This window comes from Streptomyces rimosus, from assembly GCF_008704655.1.
Taxonomy (GTDB): Bacteria; Actinomycetota; Actinomycetes; order Streptomycetales; family Streptomycetaceae; genus Streptomyces; species Streptomyces rimosus.
Genome location: NZ_CP023688.1, coordinates 3,368,805 through 3,390,830, shown reverse-complemented (window position 1 = coordinate 3,390,830; position 22,026 = coordinate 3,368,805). Strand labels below are relative to the sequence as shown.

Below are 22,026 nucleotides of genomic sequence, written 5' to 3'. Positions count from 1 at the left end.
GACGGTGGATGACGGTTGAGGGCAGAGCCCCCGGCACGGAGGCGGACGGCGGCGCGCTGCTGGACGTACGCGGGTTGCAGGTCGAGTTCCGTACGCGGGACGGGATCGCGCACGCGGTCAACGGCGTCAGCTACACGGTCGCCGCGGGGGAGACGCTGGCCGTGCTCGGCGAGTCGGGGTCGGGCAAGTCGGTGACCGCCCAAGCCGTGCTGGGCATCCTCGACACCCCGCCCGGACACGTCACCGGCGGCGAGATCCTCTTCCACGGCCGGGACCTGCTGCGGATGGGCGCCGAGGAGCGGCGCCGTATTCGCGGCACCAAGCTGGCGATGATCTTCCAGGACGCGCTGTCGGCGCTCAACCCGGTACTGAGCGTGGGCGCGCAGCTCGGGGAGATGTTCGAGGTGCACCGCGGCGCCTCGCGCAAGGAGGCCCGCGACCGGGCCGCCGAGCTGATGGACCGGGTGCGCATCCCGGCCGCCCGCAGCCGGGTGGGCGACTATCCGCACCAGTTCTCCGGCGGTATGCGCCAGCGCATCATGATCGCGATGGCGCTGGCCCTGGAACCGGACCTGATCATCGCGGACGAGCCCACCACCGCCCTCGACGTGACCGTCCAGGCGCAGGTCATGGATCTGCTGGCGGAGCTGCGCCGGGAGTACGCCATGGGCCTCGTCCTGATCACCCACGACCTGGGCGTGGTCGCGGACGTGGCCGACCGGATCGCCGTCATGTACGCGGGCCGGATCGTGGAGACGGCTCCCGTCCACGGCCTCTACCGGGCGCCGGCCCACCCGTACACCCGCGGCCTGCTGGACTCCATCCCGCGCCTGGACCAGAAGGGCCGGGAACTGTACGCGATCAAGGGCCTGCCGCCCAGCCTGACCGCGATCCCGCCGGGCTGCCCCTTCCACCCGCGCTGCCCCAAGGCGCAAGACATCTGCCGTACGGACCGGCCGCCGCTCTACGACGTGGCGCCCGGCCGGGCCAGCGCGTGCCACTTCTGGGAGGAGACCGTCAGTGAGCAGGGAGAGCGCCCATGAGCGCTGAGGCCGGAGCGGGTGCGGGGGAGCCCGTCCTCGACGTACGGGAGCTGGCCAAGCTCTACCCGCTGACCCGCGGCATCGTGCTGCGCAAGCAGATCGGCTCGGTCAGGGCGGTGGACACCGTCTCCTTCACGCTGCGCAAAGGGGAGACGCTGGGCATCGTCGGCGAGTCCGGGTGCGGCAAGTCGACGGTCGCCAAGATGCTGGTGGGGCTGGAGAAGCCGACCGGCGGTCAGATCCTGTACCGGGGCGAGGACATCACCAAGCTGTCGGGGCGCGCGCTGAAGGCCGTGCGCCGCAACATCCAGATGGTGTTCCAGGACCCGTACACCTCGCTCAACCCGCGGATGACGGTCGGCGACATCATCGGCGAGCCGTACGACATCCACCCGGAGGTGGCCCCGAAGGGCGACCGGCGCCGCAAGGTGCAGGACCTGCTGGACGTCGTCGGCCTCAACCCCGAATACATCAACCGCTATCCGCACCAGTTCTCCGGCGGCCAGCGCCAGCGCATCGGCATCGCGCGCGGCCTCGCGCTGCGCCCGGAGATCATCGTGGCGGACGAGCCGGTCTCCGCGCTGGACGTGTCCGTCCAGGCGCAGGTCGTCAATTTGCTGGAACGCCTCCAGGACGAGTTCGACCTGTCGTACGTCTTCATCGCGCATGACCTGTCGGTCGTCCGGCACATCTCCGACCGGGTCGCCGTGATGTACCTCGGCCGCTTCGCCGAGACCGGTACGGAGGACGAGATCTACGGCCATCCGACGCACCCGTACACCCAGGCCCTGCTGTCCGCCGTACCCGTACCGGACCCCGGGGCCCGCACCCGCCGTGAACGCATCCTGCTGACGGGGGACGTGCCCTCGCCCGCCGACCCGCCGTCCGGCTGCCGCTTTCGCACCCGCTGCTGGAAGGCGCGGGAGCGCTGCGCGCTGGAGGTGCCGGCGCTGGCCGTACCGGAAGGGTTCGAGCAGGTGACGGGGCCCGCCCGGCACGCCTCGGCGTGCCACTTCGCGGAGGAGCGGCAGGTGGTGCCGGGCGGCTGAGGGGCTGCCCGGCCTCCACCGACGGCCGGGGCGTCAGCTTCCGAAGGGGATGTCGCGGGTCGTCGCCATCCGCCGCTCGGCCGGGTGCCCGGCGACGTAATCGGTGATCGAGGACAGTGCCCTCTTGACGGAGGACTCGTCGGTGCCGCAGCCGCCGCGCCATGTGGACGTGCCGTCCGGGTAACAGGCGGCCCGCTTCCCGTAGATGAGTCCGTCGGCGCCCGCTCCGCCGGACGCGTACGGCGCCAGCAGCCCGGCGGTGTTCTTCGCGTCCCCCGTACCGACCGTCCAGCCTGCCGTCGAGGCGAGGGCCCCGCGGTCCCGGGCCTTCGCACCGGCGCGGAGTTCGGAGGTGATGGTGCGGGCGTTGAGCGAGAGGCTGAAGAGGCCCTTGTCCATGACGCGTTGCCTGCCGGGAATGCGTGGGCCGTGGGCCGCGAAGGATTTCGCCACGTCCTCGGCGTTGCCGCTGAGCCCGACGCCTTCGAGGGGGCGCAGACGGGTCGTGACGTCCTTCCAGCCGGTGCCGCCCTCGGTGCCGTAGAACCCGTAGAGCACGCGGACGCCCTGCTTCTCGACGGTGCGGCGGGCCATGTCGCGCAGCGCCGCCACCGAACAGTGCCGCCGCTTCGCGTCGTCACTGCGGCAGTGGTCCGGGTTCTTGATGTCCAGCCATACGAAGGTCACGTTTCCGCCTTCGGCGCGCCGCTGGGCGATACGTTTGAGCATGGTCTCCATCGGGTCACCGGCGCTGGTGAGGGTGCCGTCGTGGTCCGCCCACCAGCCCTTCTTCCAGGCGGCCGCGTCGATCTCCACGGCGTTGGCGCCGTGCCGCAGCGCCGTGTCCACGCCGCCGGCGGTCAGCACCCGGTGGGCGATGGCGTAAGTGGGGCGCGGCGCGGGCCGCTGCGGGCCGCCGGCGGCAGCGGCCGGGGTGCTCGCGCAGAGAAGTGCCAGAACTCCGGTGGTGGCCAGGAGCGGCACACGGGCGGGTATCCGGGCCGGGGGGCGGTGAGCCATGCTGTTTCCTCTGTCCTCTTGTGAACCGTTGCCTCCTCGGCTTCGCCCGCCCGGAGTACGGGGCATGGATGCGCCGTCGCGATGTCCGCGTACGGGGAGAGCCGGAAGCGGGCGCCGCGGCCCCGCGACGGGCCGCGGCGCCTGCTCCGGTTCGCGCCTGCCCCGGACCGCTGAGGTGACACCGGTCGATGCCGTGGTGGGAAGCCCCCGGTCAGGCCGCCCCGCCGCCGGGCGCTCCCGGACCAGGGGGCGCCGCTTCCTCGATCGCCGCCAGCGCCGGGTCCAGCACGATGTCCTCGTCCCGCGCCGCCGTCGTCGGCTCCTCCGGGAAGTGGCAGGCCGTCAGGTGGCCCGAGACGTTGCCGGTGATCTGTACCAGCGGCGGTTCCTCGGCGGCGCACTTGTCGCGCGCCTTCCAGCAGCGGGTACGGAACCGGCAGCCGGACGGCGGGTCGATCGGCGACGGCACGTCCCCGGCCAGCCGGATGCGCTCGCGGTCGTCCGGCTCCTCCTGCGCGTCCAGCAGCCGGGCCTCCGGTACGGCGGAGAGCAGCGCGTGGGTGTACGGGTGGCGCGGTCGGTGGTAGATCGAGTCCCGGTCGCCGACCTCGACGATCTTCCCCAGGTACATCACCGCGACCCGCTGGCTGAAGTGCCGCACGATCGCCAGGTCGTGCGCGATGAACAGGAACGCGATGTTCAGCTCGCGCTGCAACTCCTGGAGCAGGTTGACCACTTGGGCCTGGATGGAGACGTCCAGCGCGGAGACCGGCTCGTCCGCGACGATCAGCTTCGGCTCCAGCGCGAGCGCCCGGGCCACGCCGATGCGCTGGCGCTGGCCGCCGGAGAACTCGTGCGGAAAGCGGTTGTAGTGCTCCGGGTTGAGGCCGACGGTCTCCAGCAGCTCGCGGACCCGCTGCTCCCGGCCGCCCGGCGGATCGATGCCGTTGATCTCCATCGGCCCGCCGATGATGGTGCCGACGGTCTGCCGGGGGTTCAGCGACGAGTACGGGTCCTGGAAGATCATCTGGATCTCGGAGCGGACCGGCGCCAGCTCCTTGCGCCCGGCGTGGGTGATGTCCCGGCCCCGGTACGTGATCGACCCCGCGGTCGGCTCCAGCAGCCGGGTCAGCAGCCGCCCGGTGGTGGACTTCCCGCAGCCCGACTCGCCGACCAGGCCGAACGTCTCGCCGGTGTGCACGGTCAGGTCGATACCGTCAACCGCCTGCACCGCCCCGATCCGACGCTTGAACGGAAACCCGGCCATGATCGGAAAGTGCTTGGCCAGCCCCTCCGCGGTCAGCAGCACCTCGCCGGACCCGGCGGCGGCCGGACGGGGGGCGGGGACGATGACGTCTTCGGGTGCGCTCATGGTCGTCGCTCCTAGCCCAGCCGGGGCTTGATCTTCTCGGTGAACAGGGTGTGTTTCTGCTCGGGGCTCAGATGGCAGGCCGCGGCGCGCCCGGGGGCCAGCAGCGGGCGTTCGTCCTGGCAGCGGGAGCCGCCGACCTCGGCAGGGAAGGCGCAGCGCGGGTGGAAGGGGCAGCCGGAGGGAGGCGCGAGCAGGCTCGGCGGGGTGCCGGGGATCGGGGTCAGCGGCTCGTCGACGCTCGACGACAGCCGCGGCATCGAGCCCAGCAGGCCCCAGGTGTACGGGTGCTGCGGCTCGGTGAGGATCTCCTTGACGGTGCCGCGCTCCACGGCCCGCCCGGCGTACATCACCAGCAGCTCGTCGGCGGTGTTGGCGACCACGCCCAGGTCGTGGGTGATCAGGATGATGGCGGAGCCGAACTCCTGCTGGAGGTCCTTCAGCAGGTCCAGGATCTGCGCCTGTACGGTCACGTCCAGCGCGGTGGTCGGCTCGTCGGCGATCAGCAGGGACGGGTTGCACACCAGCGCCATGGCGATCATGGCGCGCTGGCGCATGCCGCCGGAGAACTGGTGCGGATAGTCGTCCACCCGCAGCGTCGGCTGCGGGATGCCCACCTTGGCCAGCATCTCGATGGCCCGCTGCCGGCCCTCGCGCTTGCTCGCGCCGGTGTGCTTGACGAACGGCTCGGCGATCTGCCGCCCCACCGTGTAGTACGGCGACAGCGAGGTCAGCGGATCCTGGAAGATCATCGCCATCTTGTTGCCGCGCAGCTTCTCCAGGTCCTTCTCCCGGGCCCCGGTCAGCTCGTCGCCGTCCAGCAGGATCTCCCCGGCGATCTTCGTGTAGTTGGGGCTGTGCAGGCCCAGGATCGCCAGGTTGGTCACCGACTTGCCGGAGCCGGACTCGCCGACGATGCCGAGGGTGCGGCCGCGCTCCAGGTCGAAGGAGAGGTTGTCGACCGCCTGGACCACGCCGTCCTCGGTGCCGAAGCGCACGTACAGGTCCCGTACGGACAGGAAGGGCGCGGCGGGTGCGGGCGTGGCGGGGCCCGGCGCGGCCGCGGGCTGGGTGGGTGTGGACACGGGGTCTCTCCTAGGACAGCCGCACGCGCGGGTCGATGAACGCGTAGCAGGCGTCCACCACGATGTTGAACAGGATGATGAAGGTCGCGGCGAACAGCATCACGCCCATGGTCATCGGCAGGTCGGTGTTCTGCACCGACTTCACGGCGAGGGTGCCCAGACCCGGCAGCGCGAAGGTGTATTCGGTGATCATCGCGCCACCGAAGAGGGACCCCAGGTCGATGCCGAAAATGGTGACGATGGGAATGAGCGAGCCGCGCCAGGCATAGCGGAAGAAGACCCTGCGGGAGGTCATTCCCTTGGCCCGCGCGGTCCGTACGTGATCCTCCTGCAACTGTTCGATCATCGACGAGCGCGACATCCGGGTGTACTGCGCGGTGAAGATGATGGACAGCACGCACCACGGAATGATCAGCCCCAGGAACCATCCCACGGGGTCGTCGAAGAACGGCACGTACTTCGGCTGTCCGAACCAGCCGAGGTTGTAGACCAGCACGGCCAGCACGATCGGCCCGACGAAATAGATCTGCATCGAGGAGAGCACCAGCGAGGCCGAGCTGAAGAGCTTGTCGATCATCTTGCCCTGTTTCCAGGCCGCGATCATTCCGGTGCCCACGCCCACCGTCAGGAAGACCGCGGCGGCGCCGATGGTCAGCGAGATGGTGGTCGGAAAGCGGTCCACGATCGTGTCCCAGACGGGGTCGCCGTTGGCGAAGGAATAGCCGAAGCACGGGGCCGGGCAGGGCCCTTGGGCGAAATCCCGTCCGGTGACGATGCCGGACATGAATTCCCAGTACTGGACCGGAACCGGCTTGTCGAGCCCGAGATTCTTGTGGATCACTGCGATGGCGTCGGGCGTGCAGTTCTTTCCGCAGGCCAGCAGCGCGGGATCCCGGGGGGCGGCGAAGAAGAGGAAGAACGTGAACGCGCTGATGATCAGCAGGATCACGATCGCGCCGAGGGACCGGCGGAAGAGGAATCGCAGCATGGCAGTCGCAGCTCTCGTGGGCAGCCAGAGGGGCGGGGGTGCGCCGGGCCGGTATGCCCGTCCGGGACGACGGGCACACCGGGCGCGGGCGGCGCGCGGGCGCCTGGGGCGCCGGCTCCGCTACTTCTTCACGTACAGCTTGGTCGGGTCGACGGAGCTGATGATGTCGTTGTTGACGGCCCCGCCGACCTTGGAGCCGTGCAGCTGGATCTGCTTGTAGTAGAAGGTCGGCAGCTGCGGCAGGTCCTCCTTGAGGATCTTCTCGCCGAGCGCGAACCAGTCGTTCGCGGCCTGCTTCTGGTCGGTCAGCTGGGAGATCCGGTCGATCTCCTTGTTGACCGCGGGGTTGTTGTAGTGCGAGTAGTTCGGCGCGTTGTCCTGGATCTGCCGGCCGTCGTAGACCGGCGGGATCACGGTCAGCGCGCTGGGCCAGTCGGCGCCCCACGCGGAGGGGTAGATGTCGAACTGATTGTTGACCTTGCCGATGATGTCGTAGTAGGTGTCCGACGGCAGGTCCTTGTTCTGCACGTTGAACCCGGCCTTGCGCAGGTTGTCGGCGACCGCGACGGAGTACTTCTGCGGCTCCGGCGCGTTGGTGTACGCGAAGGTCAGCTTCATGCCGACCTTGCCTGCCTCCTTGAGCAGCTGCTTGGCCTTCTCCACGTCGCCCATCGGCTTCTTGAGCTTGCCGTACGGGTCGATGTCCTTGTGCCCGGTGAGCGTCGGGCTGATGTAGCTGCCCGCCAGCTCGCCGCCGCCCGGCACGCCGTACGCGTCCAGGATGGCCTGGATGGGCAGCGCGTAGGCGATGGCCTCGCGGACCTTCTTGTCCTTGAGGCGCTTCATGTTGAAGTTCATGACGCCGACGTAGGGCTGGTAGCCGGAGGTGGAGCGCTTCTTGATGTCCGGGTCGCCCGCCACCTGCTGGAGGCTGGCGGCGTCGACCTGGTTGTTGAAGCTGATGGCGGTCTTGTTGTCGGCGCTGTCGGACATCAGCCGCTGCGTGGAGTCGGGGTAGGAGACCCCGAACTGGATGTCGAACCGGTCGACGTACTGGTGCCGGACGATGTCCGTGTTCGGGTCCCAATTGGGATTGCGGACCAGCTGGATGCCCTTGCCGGACTTGAACGACCCCGGCTGGATCTTGTACGGGCCGGAGGCGATCGGCGCCTTGTCGTACTTCTCCTTGGTGTCGCCCTTCTCCGGCACGATGCCGTAGCCCGCCATGGCCAGCGCGTACGGCAGGTCACCGACCGGCTTCTTGAAGTGGAAGCGGATGGTGTTCTCGTCCGGCGTCTCCAGCACGCTGTCGGGCAGGTGCTTGCCCTTGTACGGGCCGTCCGGCAGCAGCTTGCGGTATTCGTTGCCCTGCGCGTCGGCCAGCCAGCGCTGGACGTACGTCGGCCCGTTGGAGACGAAGCTCGCGAACTGCCGCTCGAAGGTGTGCCGCAGGTCCTTCGAGGTGATCGGCTGCCCGTTCTCGAACTTCACGCCCTTCTTCAGCGTGTACGTCCATGTCCGGCCGCCGTCGGAGGACTTGCCGCTGTCCGTCGCCAGGTCGCCGACCACCGTGTACTTGCCCTGGTTGTCCAGATGGTACGAGGTCAGCCGGCGGAACAGCAGCGTGGACAGGGTGCCCTCGTCGCTGACGTAGATCTGGGCCGGGTCCAGGTGGGCGTAGGTGTCGCGCTGGTAGACCTTGAGGGTGCCGCCGGACGTGGCGCCCGGCACCGCCTCGGCCGGTCCGGTGGACGCCTTGGCGTCCCCGAAGGTGATCTGGGCGCGCTGGCTCTCCGCCTTCTTGCGGCCCTCGTCGTCCCCCGCCCCCTTGCCGGCCCCGCTGCTGCAGGCGGTCAGGACCAGTGCCCCCGCGGACAGCGCCACGACCGTGGCGCGCGCTCTGTGCGTACGGACTGTCTTCATGGTGGTGGATGCACCTGCCTGTCGTAGTTCCGTAGCCGCTGCCTGACGTGTGCGGTGCTGGGGTGGCAGCACCCCCCGTGGAACACGTTTCACCGGGCGCGCTTCGGGTCGAAGGCGTCCCGGACGGAATCCCCGAGGAGGTTGAACGCCACGATGAAGATCACCATCGCGACGCCGGGGAAGAACAAGTACGTGATGTCGTTGCGGTAGTAGTCGGCGGCGTTGGCGAACATCCGGCCCCAGTCGGGCGTGGGCTCGACCAGGCCGACGCCCAGGAAGGACAGGCCGGCGATGGCGGTGACGAAGTTGGGGAGCATGTACGTCGTCTGCACCAGGATCGGCGTCATCACGTTCGGCAGCAGCTCGCGCCGGATGATGCGGGCCGGGGAGGCCCCGCTGACCTTGGCCGCGTCGATGAACTCCCGTTCGCGCAGCGACAGAACGGTGCCGCGCAGCAGCCGGGCCAGGCTCATCCAGCCCAGGAACCACAGCACGAGGATCAGGATGAGACAGCGCATCCAGGTCGCCATCGCGTCCTCGGGGGCCACGAAGATCGCGCCGACCACGGGGACGAACGCGACGAAGAACAGCTGGTTGGGAAAGGCCATCAGCAGGTCGATGATCCGGCCGATGAAGTAGTCGATCCGGCCGCCGAAGTACCCGGCCGCCACGCCCATGACGATGGCGGTCAGCACCGATACGAGGGTGATCGCGACGGAGAGGTAGAGCGTCGTGCGGATGCCGTAGATCAATTGCGTGAACACATCGCGCCCGAGTCCCGGTTCGATTCCGAACCAGAATTCGCTGGAGACCCCGCCGTTCGGCTGGGCGGGATATCCGTTGACGAGCAGGCCGGGGGTGATCTGTCCGTAGCGGGTGTACGGATCTTTTCCGTACAGCTTGGAGATCACCGGGGCCAGCAGGCCGATCAAGAAGAACGCCAGCACGACACAGCCGCTGATCACTCCGGCCCGGTCGCGCCGGAATCTGATCCACATCAATTGGCCGGGGGAACGGCCGACCAGTTCCCCGTTCTTGCTGCCCTTGATTTTCCCCGTGCCCTCGGGTCCGAGTCCGGAGGGATCGGTCTGCACCGCGGTCTGGGACGGACTGGTCATCGCGAAGTTCCCCCGCACGGAGTTCACTTGGAACAGGAAGCCGAGCTGATAGGCACCGCTGGATGAGCGGACTTTCGCAAGTGATTTATGTCGCAGTCAAGAGGACGGTGGGGGCTCGACCGGGCGGTGTCCGCTTCTTGAGCGAAGGGTACGCAGATTGACGCCACGGCGTGCTTGACAGGCGTACGCGGTGTACGGCATGGGTGACATATCGTGCCCAACGTCTTTAACGTGCAGGCAACTTGACCGACGCGACGCCGATATACGGACGCGCCATCCTCGAAAGCGTACGGCCGTGCGGGTGCCGTGAACCGGCCGGGGCGGGCCCGTACCCGCCCCGGCCGGGAGTGCGCCCGGCCCGCCGCCGCCGTCTGCTGCCGCACTGTTGTCCCGGTGCGGCGACTGGAGTAGACCTGTCCGTGCGGGGGCAGGGGGTGGGCCACGTCATGGGGCGGAGAAGGGCTCGCGCGCGCGGCGCCGGGGGATTCGCCGTACTGCTGTGCGCGTCACTGGCCCTGCCGTGTGCCGCATGGATCGCCCGTGACGTATGGGTCGCCGAAAGCGCCGCGGATATCTGGTGGTTGTGGGCGGGGGAGCCGGTCCGGCCACAGGAATCACCGGTCTGGGCGACCACACTGCTCGACCCGCTGCTGGGGCTCGGCTACCTCTGCACGGCGGCGGCCGTACTGCGCCGCTCGCCCTCCGCCAACTGCGCGCTGACCGCGATGGCGGCCGCGACACTGCTGTTCCGCCTGCCGCTGCTGCGCACCCTTGGCGCTGAGCGGCTGTCCGGCCAAGAGCCGGGCGTCAGGGAAGGGGCGATGGTCACGGCCGGTGCCGCGCTTCTGCTGAGCGTGCTCCTGCTGATCACCGCCTCGGCCGGCCGGGACCGCACCGGCCGCCCGCCCGGCCGCCTGCGCCTCGGGCCCGCTGCGCCGGCAGCCCTGCTGCTGGGCGGTGCCGGTCTGGCACTGGCGGGCTGGCAGGCGTACTGGATACGGGAGATGGGGTGGCCGCTGTACCGGGACAGTGTCATCGGAAACACCGGTGTCTTCCGTGCCCTGTTGCAGCCGCCGCCCAACTGGTACCTGCTGTCGCTCGTGCTGCTGGCCCTGGTGTCGGCCGTCGGCGTCGCTCAACGCGCCGTATCCATGCGCCCGTTGGGCATGCTGACCGCTGCCCTGCTGCTGGCGCACGGCACAGCGAGACTGACGGCCGAGCAGCGCGCGGGACTGCTCGGCCGTTTCTCCGCCCTGCCCGCGTCCCGCCAACTGGACGTCACAACATGGACGTTCGTGGCTCTGGCCGGGCTGGTGGCGCTGTTCGCGCTGACCCGCCCGGCGGACAGCGCCCGCCCACGCGGCTCAGAGGCGGGACAGATGCCGCCGGGTTTCACGCCACCGGCCCCGCCATCGAAGCTGCCGCCCAACTGGTGATGCTGTTACGGACGTCTCACCGCGGTCACCGAACGCCCAGCGACCGCTTCAGGAAGTCCACTTGCAGCAGCAGGAGGTTTTCGGCCACCTGTTCCTGCGGGGTCATATGGGTGACGCCCGACAGGGGGAGCACCTCGTGCGGCCGGCCGGCGGCCAGCAGGGCCGAGGAGAGGCGCAGGGAGTGCGCCACGACCACGTTGTCGTCGGCCAGGCCGTGCACGATCATCATCGGGCGGTGCGGTTCCGCCGCGTCCACCAGGCCGTCGTCACCGACCAGCGAGTTGGCGGTGTAGCGGGCCGGGTCCTCGCCCGGGTGGCCCAGGTAGCGCTCCGTGTAGTGGGTGTCGTACAGCCGCTGGTCGGTGACCGGGGCGCCCACCACGGCGGCGTGGAACACGTCGGGGCGGCGCAGCACCGCCAGCCCCGCCAGATAGCCGCCGAACGACCAGCCCCGGATCGCCACCCGGTCCAGGTCCAGCGGGAAGCGGCCGGCCAGCCCCTGCAGCGCGTCGATCTGGTCCTGAAGGACCACCGCGGCGAGATCGTGGTGGACGGCCTTCTCCCAGTCGGGGGAGCGGCCCGGGGTGCCGCGCCCGTCCGCGACGACCACCGCGAACCCCTGGTCGGCGAACCACTGCGACGTGAGGTGGGCGTTGTGCGCGGCCACCACCCGCTGCGCGTGCGGACCGCCGTACGGGTCCATGAGCACCGGCAGAGGCCCGTCGCCCTCCTCGTAACCGGTCGGCAGCACCACCGCGCACGGGATGCGCCGCTCGCCCGACAGGACGAGCCGCGGGCTGGTGGCGAGCACCGGGACCTCGGCGTACGAGCCGACCGCGGCCAGCCAGGTCTCGCCGCCGTCCGCCTCCAGACGCACCACCTCCGTCTGCGCCCCCGGCCGCTCCAGACAGACGTGCGAGAGCACCGTGACGGAGCCGCCGCGCACCGCGGAGGACACCGACGGGTACGGGCGCTGCCCGACCCGCTCCCAGCCGCCCTGGTCGCCGCTGCCCCGGTACCAGGCGCGGTAGACGCCGATGTCGTGCAGGTCCTCGGCGCTCGCCGTGAACAGCACGTCGTCCTCGCCGATGTCCAGGACGGCGCGGACGTGCAGCGGCGCGGCGGTCAGCGCCCGGTCGCCGACGAACAGGCGGCGCGCGCCGCCCTCGTCCGCGATGCGCACCAGACGCCCGTCCGGCGTCCAGGCGGGCGATCCGGCGGCCAGCTCGACCCAGCGCGGGTCCTCGTCGGCGTGCAGCGTGCCGGTGGCGCCGGTCTTGGTGTCGACGGTCAGGTAGCGCTGCGCGCGCTGGTCGCGGGACTGGACGAGCAGGAGGGGCGGGCCGGCCGCCGACCAGTGCACCCGCGCCAGGTACGGGTAGCGCTCCTGGTCCCACGTCACGTCCGTGCGCGAGCCGTCCAGGCCGAGCAGCGCGAGACCCACCGAGGCGTTGGGGGTGCCGGCCGCCGGGTAGGCGACCTGCGCCGGTTCCCGGTCCGGGTGCGCGGGGTCGGCGATCCACCAGCGGTGTACGGGGGAGTCGTCCACCCGCGCGGCCAGCACGCGGTCGCTGTCCGGCGACCACCAGAAGCCGCGGTGCCGGTCCATCTCCTCGGCCGCGATGAACTCCGCCAGGCCCCAGGTGACGCCCGGGCCGTCCGGCTCGGCGAGCGAGCGGTCGCCCGCGCCGTCCTCGGTACGCTCCGGCCCTTCGGTCGGTACGACGCGCAGCCGGCCCTGCGACACGTACGCGATGTGCCGCCCGTCGGGCGACGGCCGGGGGTCCACCACCGGACCCGGTACGGGCAGTTCACGGGCCGTGCCGGCGCGCAGCTCGGCGGTGAACAGGCGGCCCGAGAGCGTGAAGGCGGCGAGTTCCACGGCGGCGTCCACGGCGTATCCCACCACGCCGGACGACCCCTCGCGGGTGCGTTCGCGGCGCGCCCGCTCCTCGGCGGACAGTTCCTCGTCCGCGCCGGCGAGCAGCGTCCGCGGGTCGGCGGCGGCGTACTCCCGCCCGTCATCAAGATCCAGCACCCACAGCACATTCGCTCGATCGGTGCCCGTACGGGAACGGAGGAAGGCGACGCGCGAGCCGTCCGGCGCGACCGCGAAGCCGCGTGGCGCGCCCAGCGAGAAGCGCTGGGTGCGGGCGTGTTGCCGGGGGAAGGAGAGCTGTCCGGTCATGCGGACGAGCCTACGGGGCCGCGTACGGGCGCGGCGGCACTCGCGATGATCGCGTGCGCCCCCGTTCTGCTCCCGTGCACCGACATATGCGCGAGCGTGGAAAGTTATGATCCCTTCCGCGGAGTGGGTATGGGAGTGGAGCGTGACTTCCCCGTGCCCGCGGGGCCGTCGGCCGTCGGTCCCGCACCGTCCCAACGCTGTCCGGACCGTGCGTACTTGGAGGTGAGCCGCCGTGGCACTGACGATTTCGGCGGTGGTGCTGCTGGCGATCATCGTCTTCCTGCTCGTCAAGAAGTCCGGGCTGAAGACGGGGCATGCGCTGGTGTGCATGCTGCTCGGGTTCTATCTGGCCAGCTCGTCGATCGGCCCGACCATCAAGCAGATGACGACGAACATCGCGGGCATGCTCAACGGCATCAAGTTCTAGCCACCGCCTCCGCGCGTTCCGGCCACCTCCTCGCCCCCTTCGCCGCAGCCCCCGGTCCTGGATGGTGAACGGGGGCTCCTGCCGGGGGACGGGCCGGGCGGGCCGGATCGGGTGCTGAGTCCCGGCCACCCGGCTCGTACGCTGGTCCCATGACCGACCTTCCCGCCCGCCGGCTGCTGCTCGTGCACGCGCACCCGGACGACGAGTCCATCAACAATGGCGCCACGATGGCCAAGTACGCGGACGAGGGTGCCCTGGTCACGCTCGTGACCTGCACCAGGGGCGAGGAGGGCGAGGTCATCCCGCCGGAGCTGGCCCACCTGGCGCCGGACCGCGACGACACCCTGGGCCCGTACCGGGTCAAGGAGCTGGCCGCCGCCATGGCGGCGCTCGGCGTCACCGACCACCGCTTCCTGGGCGGCGTGGGCCGCTACCGCGACTCCGGGATGATGGGCGCCCCGCAGAACGCGCGGCCGGGCGCCTTCTGGGGCGCCGATCCGGACGAGGCCGCCGGCCACCTGGTCGCCGTGGTCCGCGAGGTGCGGCCGCAGGTGCTGGTCACCTACGACGACAACGGCGGATACGGCCACCCCGACCACATCAAGGCGCACCGCGTCGCCATGCGCGCGGCCGACCTGGCCGCCGACCCGGCCTTCCGCCCGGAGCTGGGCGCGCCGCACCGCATCGCCAAGATCTACTGGAACCGCAACCCGCGCTCGGCGGTCGAGGAGGGCTTCGCGCGGCTGCGCGCGGCGGGCCTCTCCTTCCCCGGCGTCGCCGGGGTGGACGATGTGCCGGGAGTCGTGGACGACGCCGTGGTGACCGCCTCGATCACCGGCGGTGAGCGGTACGGGGCCGCCAAGGCGGCGGCGATGCGGGCGCACGCCACGCAGATCGCCGTCGAGGGCCCCTTCTTCGCGCTCTCCAACGACCTGGGGCAGCCGCTGTTCGCCACGGAGCACTACCAGCTGGTACGAGGTACGTCCGGCGCCGCCGAAGGGGAACGTGAGGACGATCTCTTCGCGGGCGTACCGGACGACGAGGGGGACGAGGAGCGCAACGCGGACGAGAGGGAGAAGGCGGTATGAGCGGCGCGAAGAAGCGGACGAGGGCCACGACGGGCGGCAAGGGGCCGAAGCAGGGCGCTCCGGCCGCCGCCGCGGGTGGCCGGAATGCGACGGCGGACGGCGGCACGGCGGGCAGGGCGCCCGGCACCGGACTCGCCGCGCCGCTGAGCCCCGGCCGGGTGGCCGGGTACGTCCTGCTGCTCGTCCTCGGCGCGGTGGTGGCCATCGCGGGCGGGCTCGTCCAGGCCGCGTGGTTCCCCGGCGGGCTGCTGCTGGCGCTGGCCGGGGCCGGCGGCCTCTTCTACGGGGGCGCGCGGGCCCTCGGCCGGACGGGTGGCGTGCTGGCACCCGGCGCGGGCTGGCTGGTGACGGTGATCCTGCTCAGCGACTCACGCCCCGAGGGAGACTTCCTCTTCGGGGCCAGCCCGGGCACGTATGTCTTCCTTGTCGGCGGCATCGCGCTGGCTGTGATCTGTGCCACCGGTGCGCAGATGCGGGCCAACGGTGCGCAAGCGGCCCGACTTGGCGGGTAAGCGCCGGTCAGGTAGATCATTTTCGGAACCGCACGGCGGTCCGGGGGTGGGGCGTTGGGCCGCTCCCCGGGTACCCGCCCACGGCGGACAGTATGGTGGTGCGCGCCGCCGAGCCGCCCAAGCACCTTACTGACGAGCGGCGGAGCCAACCGGGAGAACCTGCTTTGAGTCGTGAATCTGACAGTTCGTCCTCCGGTGCCCAGGGGCGCGGCGGTGCCGCGTACCCGTCGGGGACACCGCCGTACGGCACGCCTCGCGAGGCGGACGACGCAGCGGCGGCCGACGCCGCGGCGAAGCCGGAGGAGCCGAAGACCGAGACCACGCTGACCACGCGGATCAAGATCAACATTCCGGGGTCCCGCCCCATTCCGCCGGTCGTCGTGCGCAAGCCCGTCGGCGAGGAGTCCGGCGCGAACGGATCGTCCGTGACCGGATCGTCCGGTGCCTCCGGTACGCCCGGTACGTCCGGTGCTTCCGCCGGGGGCGCCTCCGACGGCGGGTCCGCGGGTGCCGAACGTACGGGCAGCACGCGCAAGCCCGAGGCGGCCGGTTCCGGCGGTGCCAAGAGCGCCCCGGCCGAGAAGACCAGTGACTGGTTCTCGCCCCGTAAGCCCACGGCGGCCTCCGCCGGTTCCCCGTCCGCGCCGCCCGCCGCTCCGGCGGCCTCGCCGGACCGGTCGGGCGCGACTCCGCCGCAGAACCCGGCCGCCGGTGGGCAGCAGCGCCCGGACCTGCCGTTCTTCTCCGACGCGCCCGCGCACGGCGGCGACTCGCCGTTCGACGCGGCCCCGTCGTCGCCGTTCGACGCGCCCGCCAACCCGTTCGACGGGCCCGCGGGCCAGGGAGCGTCGAGCCCGTTCGACGCCCCGGGCGGCTCCGGCGGTACGGACGGCCGCGGCGTCCCCACCGGGCCCGCCGGCCCCAGCGGCCCGACGGCCGGCCCGGCCACCGGCGACGTGTCCTTCGACCGGCCGTCCGGCTTCCGGACCCCGGGTGCGCCCGGCGGGCCCGCCGCGGCCGACGACACGGCCATCCTCACCCCGCAGCCCCCGGCCCCGCCCGCCGGAGCAGGCAGCGGCCTTGGCGTCACCGGCGGCATCGCGGGCGGTGTGCAGGGCGGCGGCACGGGCGGCTTCCCCGGCGGCGCCCCCACCGGTACCGACCGCTCCGGCGGCCGTGGCAGCGGCGACCACATCTCCAGCGACACCCTGGTCGGCGGCATCCCGGCGGTGCCCGCCGACGCCGCGGCGCCGTCCGGGCCGTCCTTCCCGTCCGGACCGGGCGCGGGCCAGGACACCCCGGCCCCGCCGCGCCCGAAGATCCCCGAGCCGATAAACGCGAAGAAGAAGGGCCGCAACAAGATCGTCCTGCTGGGCGTCGCGGTCGTCGTGCTCGCGGGCGTCGCGTACGGTGCCGGGCTGCTGCTCGACCACGCCGACGTGCCCAACGGGACCACCGCGCTGGGCGTGGACATCGGAGGCTCCACAAAGGAAGAGGCCGTCAAGAAGCTCGACGCGGCCGTCCAGAAGGCCCGTACCGAGCCGCTGAAGCTCAGCGTGGACGGCAAGGAGCAGACGCTCGTGCCCGCCAAGGCCGGGCTGAACATCGACACCCAGGCCACGGTCCGGGACGCCTCGGGCCGCGACTACAACCCGGTCTCCGTCATCAGCTCGCTGTTCGGCGGTACGCGTACCGCCAAGCCCGCGATGATCACCGACGACGAGAAGCTGGACATCGCGCTCAAGGCCGTCGCCGGTCCGGCGGGCGCCGCCAAGGACGGCGGCATCACCTTCGAGAACGGCAAGGCCGTCCCGCACTACGGCACGCCCTACAAGGCGGTCGACGTGAAGGCGTCCAAGAGCAAGATCGAGCAGGCGTACCTGGACCGCGCCACCACCGGCAAGAACACCCCGGTGGTGCTGGCCGCCGTCGAACAGCGGCCGAAGGCGGACAAGGCGGCGGTCGACCGCGCGATGAAGGAGGTGGCCGAGCCGGCGGTCTCCGGCTGGGTCTACCTGTCGGCGGGCGGCGTCGAGGTGCCGTTCAGCCAGCGCTCCATCGGCGAACTGCTGTCCTTCACCGTCGCCCCGGACGGCAAGCTCCAGCCGGTCATCGACCTGGCCAAGCTGGAGGAGAAGTACGGCCACGCCTTCGACAACGTGTCGATCGACGGCGGCTCCGGCAAGGTCAAGATGACCCCGAAGCACGCCGCCCACGCGCTCGACCAGGCGCTGCGAAAGCCCGCGCCGCCCGCGCCGCAGAAGCGCGTCGCGAAGGTGGAGGGCGCGATCGCGGGTTGATGCGCCATCGGAGCGTCGCTTCGGGGGTGTTACGTCGGGCCGGTTCCGTGTCGTCGTGCGGGGTCGGCTCGGCGTCGTGGCGCACACGGCCGGGCGTTGGCCGAAGGTGAGGTGGCGGACCTTACTTTCGTCGCTATTGCGCGGTACCCGGCGCGCCATAGCGTCCCGGCCATGCGATGCAAAAACAGCCGCCTGAGCAGCACCACCCGTGCCACGGCCTTCGCCCTGGCGCTCACCGCCGTCCTGGCCACCGGGCCCGCCGCCGCGGCCACGGCCCCCGACCACCGTACGAACGGCAACCGTGCAGACGGACTCCGTCCGGACGGCCACCAGGCCACGCAGGACGCGCTGCGCGCCGTCGTCGAGCAGGGCGGTCTGCCCGGGGTGGCCGCCGAGGCCCGGGACGGGCTCGGCCGGTGGTTCGGCTCGGCCGGTTACGCGGACACCGGGACGCGGCGGGAACGCACCCGCGCCGAGCACTTCCGTGCCGCCAGCATCACCAAGACCTTCATCGCCACCGTCCTCCTCCAGCTGGAAGAGGAGGGCGCCCTGAGCCTGGACGACACCGTGGAGAAGTGGCTGCCGGGCGTGGTGCGCGGCAACGGCAACGACGGCCGCGCCATCACCCTGCGTCAGCTGCTGAACCACACCAGCGGCCTTTTCAACTACACATCCGACCCCGAGTTCGCGGACCACACCTCCGGCCCCGGATTCCCCGGCCACCGCTACACCACCTACCGCCCCGCCGACCTGGTCGCCCTCGCGATGAAGCGGCCGCCGCGCGACGCGTCGGGCACGGCCTCGTACAGCAACACCAACTACGTCCTCGCCGGGATGATCATCGAGAAGATGACGGGCCACTCGTACGCCCACGAGGTGCAGCGGCGCATCCTGACACCCCTGAAGCTGCGCGAGACCTCCTTCCCGGGCGTGCGTCCCTGGATGCCGCTGCCGCATCCCACCGCCTACTCACGGCTGCACCAGCGGCAGCCCGACGCGCCCGTCGTGGACGCCACCGCACAGAACATGTCGTGGCTCGGCGCCGCGGGCGAGATCATCTCCACCACCGGCGATCTGAACACGTTCTTCCGGGCCCTGACGCAAGGTCAGCTGCTGGGTCCGGAGGCGATGCGGAAGATGTTCACCACCGTGCCCGCGGACACCGGCGGCTGGCGCTACGGGCTCGGCATCGAGTCCGTCACCCTCTCGTGCGGCGTGACGGTGGTGGGCAAGACGGGCCGCGCCAACGGCTCGGTGTCCGGGGTCGTCGGGACGACGGACGGCCGCCACCAGCTGACGTTCAACATCAACGGCGACTGGCTGGGCGACGCCGCCTCGTACGTGGGGGTGGTGGAGGCCGAGTTCTGCGGGGAGCGGAACGGCTGGGCAGGCACCCCGTACGCCCCCTAGGGGACACCACCCATGACATCTGTCATCCCGGAGTCACGACACCCGACACTGCCGGGCGGCCCCGCGTCACCGGCAAGCTGGTGCACATGACGAGCACAGCCACCACCCCACCACCTGCCACCGGGCGCCGCACGGGGGCGGCGCCCGTTGTCAGTTTCCGTAAAGTCAGCAAGAACTACGGTTCCGTGAAGGCGGTGGCCGACCTCGACCTGGAGCTGTACCCGGGCGAGACCGTCGCCCTGCTCGGCCCCAACGGCGCCGGCAAGTCCTCCACCCTCGACCTGCTCCTGGGCCTGCGCAACGCCGACACCGGCTCCGTGTCGCTCTTCGGCACGACCCCGCAGCGCGCCATCGAGCAGGGCAAGGTCGGGGCGATGCTCCAGAGCGGCGGCCTGATGGGCGGCGTCAAGGTCCGTGAGCTGGTCCGGCTCGCCGCCGACCTGCACCCGCACGCCTATCCGGTCGACCGGATCCTGGAGACCGCCGGGATCGCCGAGATCGCCGACCGGATGGTCGACAAGCTCTCCGGCGGCCAGGAGCAGCGGGTGCGGTTCGCACTGGCCACGGCCGGCGCCAACGACCTGATCGTGCTGGACGAGCCGACGACCGGCATGGACGTCACCTCCCGCCAGACCTTCTGGGGCACCATGCGCGCCCAGGCCCAGCAGGGCCGTACGGTGCTGTTCGCCACCCACTACCTGGAAGAGGCGGACGAGATCGCGGACCGCGTGATCGTGCTGCACCGCGGCCGGGTGCTGGCCGACGGCACCTCCGCCGAGATCAAGGCGCGGGCCGGCGCCCGCCGGGTCACCTTCGACCTGGACGGCCCGGCCGACCGCGAGGTGCTGCGCGGCCTGCCGTCCCTGACCTCCCTGGAGGTCTCGGGGCGCACCGTGCGCATCCAGTCCCAGGACGCGGACGCGACGGTGCACGCCGTCTACGGCCTCGGGCTGTACCCGCGCAACCTGGAAGTGGCCGGACTCGGCCTGGAGCAGGCGTTCATCGCCATCACCGACGCAGCGACCGCCGAGGAGGCGGCACGATGACCACCCTGATCAAGCTGGAGATCGTCCGCGCCCTGCGGAACAAGAAGTTCATGTTCTTCTCGGTGATCTACCCGCCGGTGCTCTACCTGATCATCGCGGGCGGCGCCGACAGCAGCCCGATACCGGGCATGAAGCTGAACATGGGGCTGTACTACATGGTCGCCATGTCCGCGTTCGGCGCGATGACCGCCGTGCTCATCGGCAACAGCGAGGCGATCGCCAAGGAGCGCGAGAAGGGCTGGGTGCGCCAGCTGCGGCTGACCGCGCTGCCCGGACGTGGCTATGTCGCCGCCAAGATGGCCTCCGCCGCGACGATCAGCCTGCCGTCGATCCTGCTCGTCCTGCTCGCCGGCGCCACGGTCAAGGGCGTACACCTGGAGACCTGGCAGTGGATCGCCATCCCCGTCGGCACCTGGCTCGGCAGCTTCGTCTTCGCCGCGCTCGGCGTGGCCATCGGCTACCTGGCCAACGGCGACGCGGTCCGTCCCATTGCGATGATGGTGTACTTCGTGCTGGCGTTCCTCGGCGGACTGTGGATGCCGCTGACGATCCTGCCGCAGTGGGTGCAGAACATCGCGGAGTGGCTGCCCACCCACGCGTACGCCGCACTCGGCACCGCCGTCGAGGCGGGGGGCGCCCCGCACCTGAAGGACGTCGCCATCCTCGTCGGCTACCTGATCATCTTCGCCGGGGGCGCGGCCTGGCTCTATCGGAAGGACACGCGTACGGCATGAGGGATCGGGAGACCGACTGCAACCCGGTGCTGATGGGGGCGCCTCCGCGCAACCGCAAGCAGCTGCTGGTGAAGTCCTTCTGGATCGTCATCTGGTTCTTCTACCTGGCGGGGCCGGTGGGGAACCTGGTCGAGGGCGACATGTCCCCGGCGCACGAGGTCCTGGGCTGGTCCGGTCTCCTGACGTTCGTCGTCCTGTACTTCGCGCTGGTCTTCCGGCGCATGGCCCACCGCCCGGCGCCGGACCGCGTGGCCCGGACGGTGGTGGCCTGCATCACGGCCCTCGCCATCGTGATGTCCCTGGTGCTCGGCCCGAACTGGCTGGTGCTCTTCACGTTCGTGGGCGTGGCGGTGGGCGTCACCGAGCCCCTGCGCGTCTCGCGGTGGACCATCCCGGCGCTGACCGCTCTGCTCCTGCTGATCGGCTCGCGCTACCCGGACGTACGGGCCTACCTCTTCGGATACGCCATTCCCTGCCTGCTCGCCGGGTTCTCGATGACCGGCGTGCAGTACCTGATCCGTACGACGCAGGAGCTGCGCGCCGCCCGCGAGGAGGTCGCCCGCCTCGCCGCCAACGAGGAGCGGCTGCGCCTCGCCCGCGACCTGCACGACCTCCTCGGCCACTCGCTCTCCCTGATCACGCTCAAGAGCGAGCTGGCCGGGCGGATGCTGCCCGGCGCCGCGGAAGCCGCCGCCCAGCAGGTCGCCGACATCGAACGGGTCAGCCGCCAGGCCCTCGTCGACGTCCGCGAGGCCGTCACCGGCTACCGGCGCCCCCGGCTCGCCGTCGAGTTGGCCGGGGTCCGCGCCGCGCTGCGCACCGCCGCGATCAGGGCGGACATCGACCCGGCCCTGGAGCGGGAGCACCGGGGCCTGACGGCGGAGGGGGAGGGCGCGCTGGCCTGGGCGCTGCGCGAGGCCGTCACCAACGTCGTACGGCACAGCGGCGCCGACCGCTGCGAGCTGCTGCTCACCGAGGAGTGGGAGGCCGACGAGCGGCGCTATCTGTGCCTGTCCGTCATCGACGACGGCGCCGGCCCGCCACGCGGCGGCGGCCACGACGGCAACGGCCTCAGCGGCCTGCGCGAGCGCCTCGCCCTGGCCGACGGCCGCCTGGAGACGGGCACCGCACGCCGCGGCGGCGGTTTCGCCCTGCGCGCGTACGTCCCGCTCGGCACCCCACCGCTGACCGGCACCGCGGCCCACGGCACGGACCACAGCCCGGCCACGGACCCGACCCCGTCCGGGGCCTGAAGCCGGTGCCCGCCCCGCCCGACCGCGCCTGGCCGGC

18 protein-coding genes are annotated in these 22,026 nt (G+C 71.3%); 11 read left to right on the top strand and 7 right to left on the bottom strand.

Translation table 11 applies throughout. The annotated features are described in order from the left end of the window. Positions 1–8: 8 nt before the first annotated feature. Together CP984_RS13850 and CP984_RS13845 are read left to right on the top strand one after the other, a co-directional pair. A complete protein-coding gene (locus CP984_RS13850; protein ID WP_003982299.1) occupies positions 9–1,043 on the top strand; it encodes an ABC transporter ATP-binding protein in 1,035 nt (344 codons plus the stop codon). Beyond that, entirely contained in the window at positions 1,040–2,092 is a 1,053-nt protein-coding gene (locus CP984_RS13845) for an ABC transporter ATP-binding protein (RefSeq protein ID WP_003982298.1), read from the top strand. The genes CP984_RS13850 and CP984_RS13845 overlap by 4 nt, the downstream gene beginning before the upstream one ends. A gap of 33 nt (positions 2,093–2,125) precedes the next feature. Here the strand turns inward: CP984_RS13845 and CP984_RS13840 are convergent, their stop codons facing one another. From CP984_RS13840 to CP984_RS13815, 6 genes are all read right to left on the bottom strand, one after another. Beyond that, positions 2,126–3,112, bottom strand: coding sequence for a PI-PLC domain-containing protein (locus CP984_RS13840; RefSeq protein WP_100246576.1), 987 nt, complete (start codon positions 3,110–3,112; stop codon positions 2,126–2,128). Positions 3,113–3,323: 211 nt separating this feature from the next. Then, positions 3,324–4,484 (bottom strand): ABC transporter ATP-binding protein, encoded by a 1,161-nt coding sequence (locus CP984_RS13835; RefSeq protein ID WP_003982296.1) that lies wholly within the window; start codon positions 4,482–4,484, stop codon positions 3,324–3,326. A gap of 11 nt (positions 4,485–4,495) precedes the next feature. Then, on the bottom strand, positions 4,496–5,566 hold the full coding sequence (locus CP984_RS13830; RefSeq protein WP_003982295.1) for an ABC transporter ATP-binding protein: 1,071 nt from the start codon (positions 5,564–5,566) through the stop codon (positions 4,496–4,498). A gap of 10 nt (positions 5,567–5,576) precedes the next feature. Next, positions 5,577–6,554, bottom strand: a complete 978-nt coding sequence (locus CP984_RS13825; protein WP_003982294.1) for an ABC transporter permease — start codon at positions 6,552–6,554, stop codon at positions 5,577–5,579. A gap of 120 nt (positions 6,555–6,674) precedes the next feature. Continuing rightward, entirely contained in the window at positions 6,675–8,477 is a 1,803-nt protein-coding gene (locus CP984_RS13820; RefSeq protein ID WP_003982293.1) for an ABC transporter substrate-binding protein, read from the bottom strand. An 89-nt stretch (positions 8,478–8,566) separates the two neighbouring features. Continuing rightward, a complete protein-coding gene (locus CP984_RS13815) occupies positions 8,567–9,595 on the bottom strand; it encodes an ABC transporter permease (RefSeq protein ID WP_003982292.1) in 1,029 nt (342 codons plus the stop codon). 446 nt (positions 9,596–10,041) lie between these two features. Between CP984_RS13815 and CP984_RS13810 the strand changes: the two genes are divergently transcribed. Beyond that, positions 10,042–11,031: a hypothetical protein gene (locus tag CP984_RS13810; protein ID WP_030181964.1), complete on the top strand. Its 990-nt coding sequence runs from the start codon at positions 10,042–10,044 to the stop codon at positions 11,029–11,031. Between the two features lie 25 nt (positions 11,032–11,056). On the opposite strand, the gene CP984_RS13805 is transcribed toward CP984_RS13810, so the two are convergent. Beyond that, complete coding sequence (locus tag CP984_RS13805; RefSeq protein ID WP_003982290.1) at positions 11,057–13,219, bottom strand: S9 family peptidase; 2,163 nt, start codon at positions 13,217–13,219, stop codon at positions 11,057–11,059. A 232-nt stretch (positions 13,220–13,451) separates the two neighbouring features. On the opposite strand from CP984_RS13805, the gene CP984_RS13800 reads away from it, so the two are divergent. The 8 genes from CP984_RS13800 to CP984_RS13765 all read left to right on the top strand — a co-directional run bounded on the left by CP984_RS13800 (position 13,452) and on the right by CP984_RS13765 (position 21,989). Further along, positions 13,452–13,646, top strand: coding sequence for a hypothetical protein (locus CP984_RS13800; RefSeq protein WP_003982289.1), 195 nt, complete (start codon positions 13,452–13,454; stop codon positions 13,644–13,646). Between the two features lie 149 nt (positions 13,647–13,795). Next, positions 13,796–14,734, top strand: a complete 939-nt coding sequence (mshB, locus tag CP984_RS13795) for an N-acetyl-1-D-myo-inositol-2-amino-2-deoxy-alpha-D-glucopyranoside deacetylase (protein WP_003982288.1) — start codon at positions 13,796–13,798, stop codon at positions 14,732–14,734. Continuing rightward, positions 14,731–15,246 (top strand): DUF6113 family protein, encoded by a 516-nt coding sequence (locus tag CP984_RS13790; RefSeq protein ID WP_003982284.1) that lies wholly within the window; start codon positions 14,731–14,733, stop codon positions 15,244–15,246. Before mshB ends, CP984_RS13790 begins: the two co-directional genes overlap by 4 nt. Positions 15,247–15,410: 164 nt before the next feature. Continuing rightward, entirely contained in the window at positions 15,411–17,546 is a 2,136-nt protein-coding gene (locus tag CP984_RS13785) for a hypothetical protein (protein WP_030181959.1), read from the top strand. A gap of 171 nt (positions 17,547–17,717) precedes the next feature. Continuing rightward, positions 17,718–18,956, top strand: coding sequence for a serine hydrolase domain-containing protein (locus CP984_RS13780; protein ID WP_003985054.1), 1,239 nt, complete (start codon positions 17,718–17,720; stop codon positions 18,954–18,956). Positions 18,957–19,042: 86 nt separating this feature from the next. Beyond that, entirely contained in the window at positions 19,043–20,002 is a 960-nt protein-coding gene (locus CP984_RS13775) for an ABC transporter ATP-binding protein (protein WP_030181956.1), read from the top strand. Beyond that, on the top strand, positions 19,999–20,736 hold the full coding sequence (locus CP984_RS13770; RefSeq protein WP_003985056.1) for an ABC transporter permease: 738 nt from the start codon (positions 19,999–20,001) through the stop codon (positions 20,734–20,736). The genes CP984_RS13775 and CP984_RS13770 overlap by 4 nt, the downstream gene beginning before the upstream one ends. Then, positions 20,733–21,989, top strand: coding sequence for a sensor histidine kinase (locus tag CP984_RS13765; protein WP_003985057.1), 1,257 nt, complete (start codon positions 20,733–20,735; stop codon positions 21,987–21,989). Before CP984_RS13770 ends, CP984_RS13765 begins: the two co-directional genes overlap by 4 nt. The last annotated feature ends 37 nt before the right edge of the window (positions 21,990–22,026 follow it).